Source organism: Herbidospora sp. RD11066, assembly GCF_054661255.1.
Map to the genome: position 1 here is coordinate 741,719 of NZ_BAAGDO010000002.1, position 15,711 is coordinate 757,429.

The following is a 15,711-nucleotide window of genomic DNA, read 5'->3' on the forward strand; positions in this document are numbered from 1 at the left end:
CCCCATTCATGTCAGTGAATTCCGAGCTCTTTTCCGATGAAGTCGAAGACCTCTTCATCGGAGGAGGAATCGAGCTCCTCGGCGACCGTCGCCGTCCGGCTTCCGGCGGCGGTCTCCTTCCATCGGGCGACGACGGCCTCCAGCCGGGCCGTGATCCGGGCCGCGTCGTCGTCCTCGCCGACGAGGGCGGAGAGCATGGTGTCGAGCTTGTCGAGCTCGGCGAGCACCGGCCGGGCCGGAGACATCCCGTCGGGCACGAGGATCGTGCGCAGGTGACCGGCCACCGCGACGGGCGTGGTGTGGTCGAACAGCAACGTGGCGGGCAGCCGCAGCCCGGTGGCGGCGCCGAGCCGGTCGCGCAGTTCGACGGCGGTCAGCGAGTCGGCGCCCAGGTCACTGAAGGCCCGGTCGGCGGGGATGTCGTCGGACGACGGATAGCTCAGCACCCCGGCCGCCTCGGCTCTGACCAGTTCGACCAGGAGCGCGTCCTGTTCGGCCCGGGGCAGGGCGGCCAGTTTCCCGGCCAGGGCGCCGCCGGCCGGGTCGCCGGGTTCGGGCGCGTCGCCGGTGAGGGCCGCCGCGACCTCGTCCAGGCTCTCGATCAGAGGGCTCGGGCGGCGCAGGGTGAAAGTGGGCGCGAAGGCGGCCCAGTCGACGTCGGCGACCGTGAGCAGGTCCTCACCAGCGTCGAGCGCCTGGGCCAGGGCCCTGATCCCGAGGCTCGGGTCGAGGAGCCGCAGTCCGCGCCGGACCATCTGGGCCTTGCCCTCCTGGTCGCTCATCCCGTCGCCGTCCCACGGACCCCAGGCGACGGAGGTCGCGGCGAGGCCTCGGGCGCGGCGGTTCTCGGCCAGGGCGTCGAGGAAGGCGTTGACTGCGGCGTAGCCGGGATGCAGGCCGCTGCCCCAGATCGCGGAGACCGAGGAGAAGAGCACGAACGCGTCGAGGTCGCCCGTCAGTTCGTCCAGGTGGACGGTCCCGGCGGTCTTGACCGCGGCGAGGTCGGCCAGTTCGTCCAGGGTGGTGTCGCACAGGGCGGTGGCCTGCGCCGCTCCGGCGGCGTGCAGGACGGCGGTCAGCGGCGGACCGGCCGCGTCGATCCAGCCGATCAGCCCCGCGACGTCGGCACGGCGGGCGATGTCGGCGGCCACGACGCTCACCGAGGTCCCCGCGACGGCCACCTCGGCGGCGAGCGCGACGGCACCGCGCGCGGCCGCTCCCGACCGGCTCGACAGGACGACGCGCGAGGCGCCGCGACCGGCCAGCCAGCGGGCCGCGTGCCCGCCGATCGCGCCGGTCCCGCCGGTGATCAGCACGCTTCCGCGCGGCTTCCAGGTCTGCTGGTCGCGCGGCCTCGGGGCGCGGGTGAGCCGTCGTCCGTGGACTCCCGACTCCCGCACGGCGACCTGGTCCTCGCCGCACCCGGCCAGCACCGCGCACAGGCGGTCGGCGCTGAGATCGTCCAGGAGGGGTGGCAGGTCGACGAGGCCGCCCCAGCGGCCGGGATGTTCCAGCGCGGCGACCCGCCCCAGCCCCCAGGCCTGGGCCTGCACCGGCCGGGGCGGCGGATCGCCCGCGTCGGCGGCGACGGCCCCGGAGGTGAGCACCCACAGGGGCGCCTCGATGCCGGCCTCACCGAGGTCCTGGATCAGGCTCTGGGTGGCGGCCAGTCCGCCGGCGAGCGTGGGGTGGTCCTTGGACGGGGTCTCGTCGAGGGCCAGCAGGGAGACCACTCCGGCCAAAGGTGTGGTCGGGAGTTTCTCGACGACGAGCGCGCCGTGACCTTCGAGAACCTTCCGGAGCTCTTCGGTACGCTCTTGGCCCGGCCCGGAGACCAACAGCCAGGTGCCGGACAGCCGTCCCGGAACCGGCTCGGGAACGGGCGCCCACGTGATCCGGTAGCGCCAGGTGTCGGTGGCCGAACGGTCGCGTTCGCGGCGGCGCCAGTCGGCCAGCACCGGCAGCAGGTCATCGAGCCGCCGATCGTCGACCGCGAGCGTCTCGGCCAGGGACGACCGGTCGCCCGACTCGACCGCGGCCCAGAGCCGGGCCTCGGCGTGGTCGTTCCCGTCTCCGGCCACCGGCCCGAGCCGTAACTTGTGCGGGCCCAGCGCCCAGAACCGCTGCTCCCGGAAGGCGTAGGTCGGCAGGTCGACCGGCTTCCCCGCGGGCAGGACCCGCGTCCAGTCGACCGGCACCCCGCGCACGTGGACACGGGCGAGCGCGCCGACCACGGAGTCGGCGGCCGACGTCCTGGCCCGCGACAGGGGGACGAAGACCGGCGGGTCGGCGTCGGTCACGGGCACGGCGGCCGGGCCCATCGCCGAGAGGGTGCCGTCGGGGCCGATCTCCAGGAAGACCGACACTCCCTGGGCGGCCAGCGCGGCGACGGCGTCGGCGAACCGGACCGCCCCCCGTGCCTGGGCGGGCCAGTAGCCGGGCCCCGGGTCGGTGAGGATCGTGCCGTCACAGGCTCCGGCCCAGGTCACCGCCGGGATGCGGTGGTCCAGTGTGGCTGCTGCGTGGGTGAGTTCGTCGAGGATCGGGTCCATCAGCGCGGAGTGGAACGCGTGACTGACCCGCAGGCGACGCACCCGCCTGCCCTTGGCGCGCCAGGTCTCCACGACGGCATCGACGGCGTCCTCGTCGCCGGAGACGACGACCGAGGTCGGTCCGTTCACCGCCGCGAGGGACACGTTCTCCAGGTCGATCTCGTCTTCGCCCGCCTCGATCGCGGCCATCGCCCCGCCTGCGGGAAGGGCCTGCATCAGCCGGGCCCGCGCGCCGACCAGGCGGCAGGCGTCGGTCAGGCTCAGCACTCCGGCGGCGTGGGCGGCCGCGATCTCCCCGACCGAGTGCCCGGCCACCGCGTCGGGCTCGACCCCGGCCGTTTTCAGGAGGGCGACCATGCCCACCTGGACCGCGAACAGCCCGGTCTGCGCGTAGAGCGTCTGGTCGGCCCGCTCGTCGTCCCCGTCACCGAGCACGACCTCCCGGATCGGCACCGCGAGCTCGCCTTCGAGCAGCTCACCGGCCTGGTCGAAGGCGGCGGCGAACACCGGCGAGGCGGCGTACAGCTCCCGTCCCATCCCGGCCTTCTGCGACCCCTGCCCCGCGAACAGGAACCCGACCTTGGGCCGCCCGGTCGCAGTCCCGCTCACCACCGACGGCGCGGAGGAACCAGCGGCAAGCGCCCTCAAGCCAGCGGTGAGCTCCACCGCCTGATCTCCGGTCTGAGCCCCGGCCCGGTTCCCCGCCTGGTCGCTCGCCTGGTTCCCCGCCTGGTTCCCCGCCTGGTGGCTCGTCTGGTGGCTCCCCTGGCGCCTCACCGCTTCCGCCGCATCCGGGGCTTCCGCCTCCGGCATCTCAGGCTGATCCGCTACCGGAACCGCCGTTGAACCCGTTGAGGCTGTTGGCCCAGCCGTCAGCGGTGACCTGTCCGTGGCCAGAACCACGGCTCGGTGTTCGAACGATGTCCGGGAAGCGGCCAGTGACCAGCCGATGTCCGCCGGGTCCCGATCCGGATATTGCGCGACAAACTCAGCCAAGCGTTCGGCCTGGGCCGCCAACCCATCGGGGGTTCGTCCCGATACGAGCCACGCCGGTGCCGCCCCCTGCAGCACGGCCAATACGGGCGCCTCGTCCGGAGCGGGGGGCGCCTCTTCGATGATCGTGTGGGCGTTGGTGCCGCTGATGCCGAACGCCGAGACGCCCGCCCGTCGCGGCCGCCCGTTCACCGGCCATTCGACCGCTTCGCCGAGCAGCCGCACCTCGCCGCCCGACCAGTCCACGTGCGGAGACGGCGTCTCGGAGTGCAGGCTGCGCGGGAGCAGCCCGTGCCGCAGGGCCAGCACCATCTTCATCACCCCGGCCACCCCGGCCGCGGCCTGGGTGTGGCCGATGTTCGACTTGACCGACCCCAGCCACAGAGGCGTCCCGTCCGGCCGTTCGCGTCCGTACGTCGCCATCAGCGCCTCGGCCTCGATCGGGTCGCCGAGGGGGGTGCCGGTGCCGTGGGCCTCGACGGCGTCCACGTCGGCGGGGGTCAGCCGGGCGTCGGCGAGCGCGGCCCTGATCACCCGCTGCTGCGAGGGACCGTTGGGCGCGGTGAGCCCGTTGGAGGCGCCGTCCTGGTTGGTGGCGCTGCCGCGGATCACGGCCAGCACGCGGTGGCCGTTGCGGTGGGCGTCGGAGAGCCTTTCCAGCACGAGTACGCCCGCGCCCTCGGCCATCCCCATCCCGTCGGCGTCCGCGCCGAACGCCTTGGACCGCCCGTCGGGGGCCAGCCCGCGCTGCCGGGAGAACACGACCAGGTCCCAGGGCGTGGCCATGATGGTGACGCCCCCGGCCAGGGCGAGCGTGCACTCCCCGGCGCGCAGCGCCCGCGCGGCCAGGTGCAGGGCGACCAGGGACGACGAGCAGGCGGTGTCCACCGTGACGGCGGGCCCCTCCAGCCCGAGCGCGTAGGAGATCCGGCCGGAGATCACGCTGGTCGCGTTGCCGGCCATCAGGTGGCCTTCGAGGGCGTCCGCACCCTCCGCACCGGTCTGCCGCCCGACCGAGGCGTACCCGGAGCTGTAGCCGCCGACGAACGCCCCGGTCCGGGATCCGCGCAGGGACGCCGGTTCGATGCCCGCGCGCTCCAGCGCCTCCCACGAGATCTCCAGCAGCAGCCGCTGCTGCGGGTCCATCGCCAGGGCCTCGCGCGGGCTGATGCCGAAGAACGCGGGGTCGAACAGCCCGGCCTCGTGGACGAAACCACCGGCCCGCGCATAGGTCGTCCCGCTGTGACCCGGATCGTCGTGGTGGAGCCGGTCGAGGTCCCAGCCCCGGTCGTCGGGGAAGGCGGAGATCGCGTCCCCACCGGAGGCCAGCAGGTCCCAGAGCTGGTCGGGAGTCCGTACACCACCAGGGAATCGGCAGCCCATGCCCACGATGGCGATCGGCTCCCCGTCGTCGGCCGCCACCACCGGCGCGGCAAGGGCCGGGGAGGCGGCGCCGAGCAGTTCGGCGCGCAGGTGCACAGCCAGCGCGGCGGCCGTCGGATGGTCGAACAGCAGCGCGGCGGGCAGCCGCAGGCCGACGGCCGCGCTGAGCCGGTTGCGCAGTTCGACCGCGGTCAGCGAGTCGAAGCCCAGATCGCTGAAGGCCAGCCCGGCCTGGACCGCGTCGGCCGACGGATAAGCCAGCACTTCGGCGACATGGCTCTGCACCAGCTCGACCAGCGCCCGTTCCTGCGCCGCCACGGGCAGGGCGGCGAGCCGCCCGACCAGTTCGCCGTTCGACGCCGCCGGCGCGACCGCCATCCGCTGGACCTCGGGCAGGTCCCGCAGGAACGGCGACCTCTGCATCTCGTGCTCGCCCCCGGCGGAGGCGATCAGCTCCCAGTCGATGTCGATGACGGTCAGCACGCTGTCGGCACCGCGCAACGCCTCGGCGAGCACCCCGACGGCGGGCCCGGGGTCCATCAGGACCTCCCACCGGTTGCGGCTCAGCCGCAGGCGGGTGGCCTCGCTGGCGGACGCGACACCCCCGCCGGCCCACGGGCCCCATGCCACCGACAGCGCGGGCCGGCCGCGCGAGCGCCGGTTCTGGGCCAGCGCGTCGAGGTAGTGGTTGGCGGCGGCGTAGTTGCCCTGGCCACCGGCGCCGAAGGTCGCGGCGGCCGAGGAGAACAGCACGAACGCGTCCAAGTCGAGGCCGGACGTCAGTTCGTCCAGGAGCGCGGCACTACGTGCCTTCGCGGTCAGGACCGACGACAGCCGGGCCGGGTCGAGCCGGTCGATGACGCCGTTGTCGACGACACCGGCGGTGTGCATCACCCCGGTCAGCGCGGGGCCGGTCGCGGAGATCCGGCCGAGCAGCCCGCTCAGGTCGGATCGGTCGGCGGTGTCACCGGCCAGGATGTCGACGGCCGTACCGCGGGTGGCGAGTTCGGCGGCCAGTGCGGCGCCGCCCGCCGCGCTCGGGCCCGACCGGCTGACCAGCACTACCCGGGGGGTGTCGATGGCGGCCAGCCAGCGGGCGACGTGCCCGCCGATGGCGCCGGTGCCGCCGGTGATCAGGACGCTGCCGTCCGTGGTCCACGGCGTGTCATCGCCGGTACGAGGTGCGCGGACCAGCCGCCGCGCCAGGATCCCGGAGGCGCGGATCGCGACCTGGTCCTCGCCGCATCCGGCCAGCACGGCGGCGAGCCGCCCGGCCGATGCCGCGTCGAGATTGGTGGGCAGGTCGACGAGCCCGCCCCACCGGTCGGGGTGTTCCAGCGCCGCGACGCGGCTCATTCCCCAGGTCTGCGCCTGCGCCGTTCCGGTCAGAAGCTCGTCCGGTACGGTCGCCACCGCGCCCGACGTGGCGACCCACAGCGGCGCGGTGGTCCCCGCGTCGCCGAGCGCCTGGATCAGGGTCAGGGTGGCCGCGAGCCCGGTGGGCACCGACGGCCATCCGGGCAGCGGTGCCTCGTCCAGCGCCAGGAGGGACAGCACGCCCGACACCCGCCGCTCGCCCGCTGCCGTGCGGATCCGGTCGGCCAGTGTCTCGCGGTCGAGGTCGCCGGTGAGGGTGACGACGTCGGCGCCGTGCCGGGTCAGCGCGTGCGTGATGTCGTCGGCCGGACGTCCGTCGGTGACGAGCAGCCAGGTGCCGTTCAGCCGGGCGGTGGCGGGGTCGGCGATGGGGGTCCAGGTGACGCGGTAGCGCCAGTCGTCGGTCGCGGTGACGGTGTGGCGTTTCTTCGTCTTGAGCCAGTACTTCTGCCGCTGGAAGGCGTAGGTGGGCAGGTCGACGATGCGTCCGGCGGGCAGCACCCTGGCCCAGTCAACCTTCACGCCGCGTAAGTGCAGGCGGGTCAGCGACGTCTGGAACCGGGCGGGGCCCGCGTCCTCCCGGTCGATCGTGCGGGTGATCAGCGGATCCGGGGTGCCGGTCTCCTCGAGGGTCTCGGCGATGGCCGTGGTCAGCACCGGGTGCGGGGAGACCTCGACGAACGTCCGGAACCCGGCCCCGGCCAGCGCCACGGTGGCGTCCTGGAACCGCACCCGCTCGCGGACGTTGGCGTACCAGTACCCGGCGTCCAGGTCCGTGCCCTCCATGCGCGCCCCGGTGACCGAGGAGAACAGGGGCACCCGGCCCGTACGCGGCCCGATGCCCGCCAGGTCGGTGGTCAGGCCGTCGCGTAGTTCCTCCACTCGTACGGAATGAGCCACGAAGTCCGTCTGCGGGATCCGCCACCGCAGCACCCGCCGCGCCGACAGGTCGCGTTCGAAGGCGTCGAGCGCGTCGAGGTCGCCGGAGACCACTGTGGCGGCGGGACCGTTCACCGCGGCGACGGACAGGCCCGGCCTCCCGGCCAGCAGTTCCTCGACGGAGGCGACCGGCATGACGACCGAGAGCATCCCGGCGGGCGAGGCCAGCCCGGACAGCGCGCGGCTGCGCAGGGCGACCACCTTCGCGCCGTCCTCCAGCGACAGGATCCCGGCCACGGTCGCGGCGGCGATCTCACCCTGACTGTGCCCGGCGACCGCGTCGGGCCGCACCCCGGCCGCCTCCCACGTCGCGGCCAGCGACACCATCACGGCCCACAGCAGGGGTTGGACGACATCGGCGCGCTCGATTCCCGGCGCGCCCTCGCGTCCTTGCAGCACGTCGTCCAGGGACCAGTCGACATACGGTGCGAGCGCCCGGCCGCACTCGGCCAACCGGGCCGCGAAGACCGGAGAGGCCAGCATCTCCCGGCCCATCCCGGCCCATTGCGTCCCCTGACCGGGGAACACGAAAGCGATCTTCCCGGTGGGGGCGGGCGCCGTGGCGGTCACCGCCGACAGGTCGGTTCCGACGACGGCGGCACGGTAAGGGTGCGCGGTCCGGGACACGGCCAGCGACCAGGCGACGTCGGCGGGGTCGAGCTCCGTACCGGAAACATGGAGCGCGAGCCGTCGCGCCTGGGCGGTCAGCGCGGCCTCCGACCTGGCGGACAGCAGCCAGACCGGCGGCGCCGTCGGCAGCACCGGCTCCGTCTCGGGGACGACCGGTTCGAGCTCGGGGGCTTCTTGCAGGATGACGTGGGCGTTGGTGCCGCTGATCCCGAACGCCGACACCCCGGCCCGGCGCGGCCGCTCGCCCCGGGGCCACGGACGCGCCTCGGTCAGCAGCCGCACATCACCGGCGGACCAGTCGATGTGCGGAGAGCGCTCCTCGGCGTGGAGGGTGCGCGGCAGCAGCCCGTTCTGCAGCGCCAGCACCGTCTTGATCAGCCCGGCCACCCCGGCCGCCTGCTGCGCGTGCCCGATGTTCGACTTCACCGACCCGAGCCACAGGGGCCGGTCCCGATCCTGCCCGTACGTCGCCAGCAACGCCTGCGCCTCGATCGGGTCACCCAGCGGCGTCCCGGTCCCGTGCGCCTCGACCGCGTCGACGTCGGCGGCGCTCAACCCGGCGTTCTCCAAAGCGGCACGGATCACCCGCTGCTGCGAGGGCCCGTTGGGCGCGGTCAGCCCGTTGGACGCGCCGTCCTGATTCATCGCACTGCCGGTGACCAGCGCGAGGATCGGGTGCCCGTTCCTACGGGCGTCCGACAGACGCTCCACCACGAGCACGCCCGCGCCCTCGGCGACGCCCATGCCGTCGGCCCCGGCGGCGAACGCCTTGCACCGCCCGTCGTGCGAGAGCCCGAGCTGACGGCTGAAGTCGGTGAACATGAGCGGGCTCGCCGTCACGTACGCCGCCCCCACCAGCGCCAGCCCGCACTCACCCGCGCGCAGCGCCTGGGCGGCCAGATGCAGCGCGACCAGACCGGAGGAGCACGCGGAGTCGACCGTGAGCGCCGGCCCCTCCAGGCCGAGCGCGTAGGACACCCGGCCCGACAGCACGCTGGTCGCGGTGCCCGTCACGAGCCCGCCGTCGAGTTCGCCCTCGGGCAGGTCGGCGCCGTAGTGGGAGAAGGTGCCGCCGACGAACACGCCGGTCCTGCTGCCGCGCAGCGACGACGGGTCGATCGAGGCCCGCTCCAGCGCCTCCCACGAGGTCTCCAGCAGCAGCCGCTGCTGCGGGTCCATGGTCAGCGCCTCACGCGGGCTGATGCCGAAGAAGGCGGGGTCGAACTCGTCGGCCGCGTGCAGGAAACCACCGGCCCGGACGGGGGTCGCGTCGTCCCCGGTGTCCCAGCCCCGGTCGCGCGGGAACGCGCCGATGACGTCGGTCCCGGCCGCGAGCAGGTCCCACAGCCCTTCGGGGGTGTCGGCGCCGCCGGGGAACCGGCAGCCGATGCCGACGATCGCGATCGGCTCGCCGGGATCCCCCACCGGGAGAAGCCGGGAGCCGCCGACCGCCGCGGCGTCCCCGGTCAGCTCGGCGCGCAGGAACCGCGCCGCCGCCAGCGGGGTGGGGTGGTCGAACACGAGCGTGGCGGGCAGCCGCAGCCCGGTCGCCGCGGCGAGCCGGTCACGCAGTTCGACGGCGGTCAGCGAGTCGAACCCGAGGTCACTGAAGGCCCAGTCCTCCTGGACGTCCTCGGGCGACAGATGGCCGAGCACCCCGGCGATCCTGGCTCTGACCAGGTCGAGCAGCAGGCGGATCTGCTCCGCCTCGGGCAGCCCGGCCAGCCGCCGCCCCAGCGCAGTATCGGGCACCGGCTCGTGCCGGACCTCGATGAGCCCCGCGATCAGAGGGCTGGGCGGGCGCCGGGCCCAGTCGACGTCGGCGATCGTGACCGACGTGTCGCCGTCGTCGAGGGCCTGCTCCAGCGCCCGGACCCCCGGGGCCGCACCATCCCAGCGGTCCCAGGCGATCGACGTGGCGGGCAGGCCCAGGGCACGGCGGTTGGCGGCCAGCGCCTCGCAGACGGCCCCGGTGGCGGCCGCCGCCGACCGCCCGGCCTCTCCCCAGGTCGCCGAGGCCGAGGAGAACAGGACGAACGCGTCGAGGTCCAGGTCGCGGGTGAGCTCGTCCAGCCACCTGGCAGCGGAGTCGTCCTCGTCCGCGACGTGGAACACGGCGGTGAGGGGCGATCCCCCCGCAGCGATGTGGTCGAGCAGCGCCGCGGTTTCCGCACGGTTGCTGAGGTCGGCGGCGAGAACGGTCACCGAGATCCCGGCGGCGGCCAGCCCCGCCGCGACGTCCGCATCCAGCGCGGCACACCCGGCAAGAACGACATGGTCGGCCGACCGGTGAGCCGCCACCGCACCGATCGCGCCGGACTCGCCGCTGATCAGAACGGTGCCCCGTGCGGGACTGCCGCCGGTCCGGTCCTGGACGAGCGGAGCCCGCACCAGACGGCGCCCGAGGATGCCGCCGCCACGGATCGCGATTTGGTCTTCACCACATCCGGCCAGCACCGAGGCCAGCCTCGCGGCCGCGGGTTCGTCGAGGACGGCGGGCAGGTCGACGAGCCCGCCCCACCGCTCGGGATGCTCGATCGCGACGACCTGCCCCAGCCCCCAAACGCCCGCCTGCTCGGGCCGGACCGGCGCCTCCCCGGCCCGCGTCGCCACGGCCTCACAGGTCAGCACCCAGAGCGGAGCGCGCACACCGCTCTCGCCCAGCGCCCGCACCAGCTCCGCCGTCGCCTGCCACTCGTCGCCGCCGAGCGCCAGCAGCGACACGACCCCGGCCACCGGCGTGTCCGCGACCTCGGTGAGCTGCAAGGGGTCGACGGTGACCGTTTCGGCGCCCCGGGCCCGCAGGATCGCCCCGATCTCGGCCTCCCGGCCGCCCGGCCGCCCGACGACGAGCCAGGTACCCGACAGCCGGGCCGGCTCCGGATCGGACACGGAATCCCAGGAGATCCGATACCGCCAGTCGGCGGTCACCGCCCGCGCGCGCTCGCCCTGCCGCCACGACCACAGGTCGGGCAGCACCTCGTTCAGTGGACGGCTGCCGTCGACGGCCAGCGTCGCCAGGTCGCCGGATTCGACGGCGGCCCAGAACCGCCGCTCGGTCTCGGACAGCGCGCCGTCCCCGTCGGCCGGAGCGGCCAGCGCCCAGAAGGGCCGGCGCGCGAAGGCGTAGGTGGGCAGCGCCACCCTCCGCCCCGCCGGAAGAACAGCGGACCAGTCGACGCCCACGCCGTGGACGTGCGCCCGCGCGAAAGCGGTCAGGACCGATTCCGGCACAGGCGTCCCCGGCCGCAGCACTGGAATGAACTCGGCAGGCTCGGCCAGCGCGGCCGCACCCATCGAGGACAGGGTCGCGTCGGGCCCGATCTCGACGAACACCGACACCCCCTCGGCGGCCAACCGCTCGACGGCGTCGGCGAACCGCACCGGACGACGCGCCTGCTCGGTCCAGTAGCCGGGTCCGGGTTCGGTGACCGGGGTGCCGTCCAGGGCACCGATCCAGGTCGTGGCAGGGGCGGAGTGCCGCAGCTTGGCCGCGACCTCGCCCAGTTCCGCCAGCATCGGATCCATGTGCGCGGAGTGGAAGGCGTGGCTCACCCGCAGCCGTCGCACCCTCCGGTTCCTGGCCCGCCACGACTCGACGACGGCGTCGACGGCGTCTTCGTCGCCGGAGACGACCACCGACGACGGACCGTTCACCGCAGCCAGGGACACGTTCTCCAGCTCGATCTCGTCTTCGCTGGCCTCGATCGCGGCCATCGCCCCGCCCGCGGGGAGCGCCTGCATCGACCGGGCCCGCGCCGCGACCAGCGTGCAGGCGTCGGCCAGGTTCAGCACTCCGGCGGCGTGGGCGGCGGCGATCTCCCCGACCGAGTGCCCGGCCACCGCGTCGGGCACGATCCCGGCGGCGGCCAGCATGGCCACCAGCCCCGCCTCGACGGCGAACAGCCCGGCCTGGGCGAACACGGTCTGGTCGGCGCGCGGGTCCTCGTCGGGAGCGAGCACGACATCGCGGATGGGCAGTTCGAGTTCGCGTTCCAGCAGCTCACAGGCCTGGTCGAAGGCGGCGGCGAAGGCAGGTGAGGCCGCGTACAGCTCCCGGCCCATCCCGGCCTTCTGCGCGCCCTGCCCGGCGAACAGGAACCCGACCTTGCGGGTCCCCCCGGGCGGCACGACCCCGGTCACGACGCCGTCCCCCGGCTCACCGGCGGCCACTGCGGCGAGCGCCCCGTGATCGGCCCCGAGGATCACCGCGCGGTGCTCGAACGTGGACCGGGTCGTCGCGAGCGACCACGCGACGTCTCCGGCTTCCAGCCCGTCGGTGAGGAAGGCCGCCAGCCGCCCGGCCTGCGCCGACAGTCCCGCGGCGGACCGCCCCGACACCAGCCAGGCGACAGGTGCCCCCGTCAAGGCTTGAGGGGCCTCGACCGGATCGGCGTCCTCCGGGAGGCTTCCCTCCTCCAGGATCACGTGGGCGTTGGTGCCGCTCATCCCGAACGACGACACTCCGGCCCGGCGGGGCGCGTCACCGGCGGGCCAGTCGACCGCCTCGGTCAGCAGCCGCACCCCGCCCGACCAGTCGACCAGCGGAGACGGCTCCTCGGCGTGCAGCGTGCGCGGCAGGACCTGGTGGCGCAGCGCCTGCACCATCTTGATGACCCCGGCGATCCCCGCCGCGGCCTGGGTGTGGCCGATGTTGGACTTCACCGACCCGGTCCACAGCGGCCGTTCGGGGTCCCGGTTCTTCCCGTACGTCGCCAGCAGGGCCTGCGCCTCGATGGGGTCGCCCAGTTCCGTGCCGGTGCCGTGCGCCTCGACCGCGTCGACGTCGTGCGGCGAGAGCCCGGCGGCGGTCAGCGCGGCCTGGATCACCCGCTGCTGGGAGGGCCCGTTGGGCGCGGTCAGCCCGTTGGAGGCGCCGTCCTGGTTCACGGCGCTGCCCCGGATCACGGCGAGCACCTCGCGCCCGTTGCGGCGGGCGTCGGAAAGTCGTTCGAGCACGAGCATGCCCGCGCCCTCGGCGAGCCCCATCCCGTCGGCGTGCGCGGAGAACGCCTTGCACCGCCCGTCGGGCGCGAGCCCCAGCTGACGGCTCCCCCACACGAACCAGGTGGGGCTGGCCAGCACGGTCACGGCACCGGCGAGCGCCAGCCCGCACTCGCCCGCGCGCAGCGCCGCCACCGCCATGTGCAGCGCGACGAGGGACGACGAGCAGGCCGTGTCCACCGACACCGCCGGCCCTTCGAGCCCGAGGCTGAAGGCGATCCGCCCGGAGATGACACTGTTGGCGGTGCCGGTGAGCAGGTGTCCTTCGAGGCTGTCGTCGGCGTCCTGGAGCGCACTCCCGTACCCGGAGAAACTGGCCCCCGCGAACACCCCGGTCGGCGACCCCTTCAAGGTCCCGGGGTCGATGGCGGCCCGCTCCAGCGCCTCCCACGAGGTCTCCAGCAGTAAGCGCTGCTGCGGGTCCATCGCCAGCGCCTCACGCGGGCTGATCCCGAAGAACCCCGGGTCGAAATCCCCCGCGTCGTGGACGAACCCGCCCGACCGCACGTGTGAGGTCCCCGGATGGGCGGGGTCGGGGTGGTACATGCCGTCGAGGTCCCAGCCGCGCGAGCCCGGCAGCCCGGAGACCGCGTCCGCGCCCGCCGTCAGCAGCGCCCACAGCTGTTCGGGGTCCCGCACTCCGCCGGGGAACCGGCAGCCCATGCCGACGATCGCGATCGGCTCCCGGCTCTGCTCCTCCACTTCGCGCAATCGGCGGCGCGTCTGCTGAAGATTGGCGGTGACGAGCTTGAGATAATCGCGGAGCTTTTCCTCGTTAGACATTCAGCAGCCATTCCCTGATCCGGTCGGCGCGACGAGACAGCACTGAACAGACATGCACAAGAGTTTTCCGGAAAGGCGCCCAGGCCTATGAACGCGGAAATCGCGATCGGCAGGATGCTAACCGGCTCGTCAGAAGCCGTGCAAACACTCCCGGCGCGTTCGTTCAACTGAGGAATCAGCGTTTTGAACAGGCCCGACGCCCCAAATGAGCGGCTCATTCCACCGCCCGGAGAGGCCGCCGACCAGCCGATTCCGGCCCGGACCGCCGCACCGCCCGCGCCCGCCGGCCCCGCTCTCTCCGGAAGTCCCCAAGGGGCGGCCTCGGCGGAATCGGTTACCCTCGCCCAGCGGCCGACGTTCCCGAGCACCAGCCTTCCCGCAGAGGATTCCGCCATGATCGAGCCGATCCTGCCGCCCTACGTGGTGGCCGCCGACACCTGCGAGGACTTCCTCGACGGCCCCCTGTTCCCCGAGGAGGAGGCGATCATCTCCCGCGCGGTGGACCGGCGCCGCCGGGAGTTCACCACGGCCCGCGTGTGCGCCCGCGACGCCCTGCGCATGCTGGGCAGACCGGCCTCGCCCATCCTCCCGGGGGTGCGCGGCAACCCGCTGTGGCCGGAGGGGATCACCGGGAGCATCACCCACTGCGCGGGCTACCGGGGCGCCGTCCTGGGCCCGAGAACCGACGCCGCCGCGATCGGCATCGACGCAGAACGGAACGACCCGCTGCCCAACGGCGTCCTGGACGCGATCGGGTTACCGCAGGAAGCACGGCACATCCGCGACCTGCTGGACGCGTATCCGTCGATCCGCTGGGACCGGCTGCTGTTCAGCGCGAAGGAGGCGGTCTACAAGGCGTGGTTCCCGCTGGTGAACAACCGACCCGGTTTCGAGGACGCGCTGATCGACATCGACCCGATGGCGGGTGTTTTCACGGCCCGGTTACTGGCCGGCGGACCATTCGTGAACGGGCGGCGACTAACGACGATATCCGGGCGATGGTTGGCGAAGAACGGACTCATCCTGACCGCGATCGTCATTACCGCCGCAGGACATTCGGAGAGGTCCGACAATTCTTCTCCCGTCTCCTCCGGAGGGTCGAAGGTTCATAAAATAACGGGCTGGAATCCTTGACCCGCCGGATGGGATGGGGGTCCGTGGAAACGACACCTGCCTAGGCCGATCGAAAGGGGACGGACATGGCGATGATCGTCGCCGGTGTCGACGGATCCGCATCCGCCCTGACCGCCGTGGAGTACGCGGCGGCCGACGCCGCCCGCAGAAGCGCCTCACTGCGCATCGTCCACGTACGCAAACTCTGGACGGGGGTCCTGCCCGACCGGCTCAACGCGGCCGCGACCTCCTACGGCGAGGAGATCCTGGCCGACGCCCGGCAACGCGCCCACGCCTGTGAACCGGGCGTCGCGACCACCACCGACATGGCCACGGGTGACGTCGTCACCTGGCTGAAGGAAGAAGCCGTCAAGGCCGAGACGACCGTGATCGGCAGCCGCGGCATCGGCGGCTTCGCGGGCATGCTCGTCGGATCGGTCGGCCTGGGCCTGGCGGGGCATGCCCAGGGCCCGGTCGTCGTGGTCCGCGAGCCCACGACCCGCACGACCGGGCGGATCGTGGCCGGCTACGACGGCACCGAAGAGGCCGACACCGCCCTGGACTTCGCCTTCGCCGAGGCCGGGCGCCGCGGCGCCCGCCTCAAGGCGATCTTCTCCTGGCAGCCGCCGCCGTTCTCGTCGGTGAGCACCATGTACGACAACCTGATCCACTCCGTGTACGAAGAACGCACCACCTTCGTCGAACAGCGCTTCGCGACCTGGCCCGACAGGTACCCGGGCGTACCGGTCGAGTACACGCACATCTACGGCCACCCCGTCCAGGTCCTCTCCGAGGAGTCCGCCGCGGCGGACCTGGTGGTCGCGGGCTCACGGGGCCTCAACTCCTTCGGCGCGGCCGTCCTCGGCTCGGTCGGCCACGGGCTGCTCCACCACGCCCGGTGCCCCGTCGCGATCGTCACCGCCACCGCGTGACCCGC

General features: G+C 73.6%; 3 protein-coding genes. 2 read left to right on the plus strand and 1 reads right to left on the minus strand.

The genetic code is table 11. The features are described 5' to 3' along the window. Nucleotides 1–11 precede the first annotated feature (11 nt). Nucleotides 12–13,661 (minus strand): type I polyketide synthase, encoded by a 13,650-nt coding sequence (locus ACYQ78_RS09275; protein ID WP_459800328.1) that lies wholly within the window; start codon nucleotides 13,659–13,661, stop codon nucleotides 12–14. 393 nt (nucleotides 13,662–14,054) lie between these two features. Here ACYQ78_RS09275 and ACYQ78_RS09280 point away from each other — a divergent pair, with 393 nt between their 5' ends. Next, entirely contained in the window at nucleotides 14,055–14,795 is a 741-nt protein-coding gene (locus ACYQ78_RS09280) for a 4'-phosphopantetheinyl transferase family protein (protein WP_459800329.1), read from the plus strand. A gap of 65 nt (nucleotides 14,796–14,860) precedes the next feature. Then, nucleotides 14,861–15,706, plus strand: a complete 846-nt coding sequence (locus tag ACYQ78_RS09285) for a universal stress protein (protein WP_459800330.1) — start codon at nucleotides 14,861–14,863, stop codon at nucleotides 15,704–15,706. The last annotated feature ends 5 nt before the right edge of the window (nucleotides 15,707–15,711 follow it).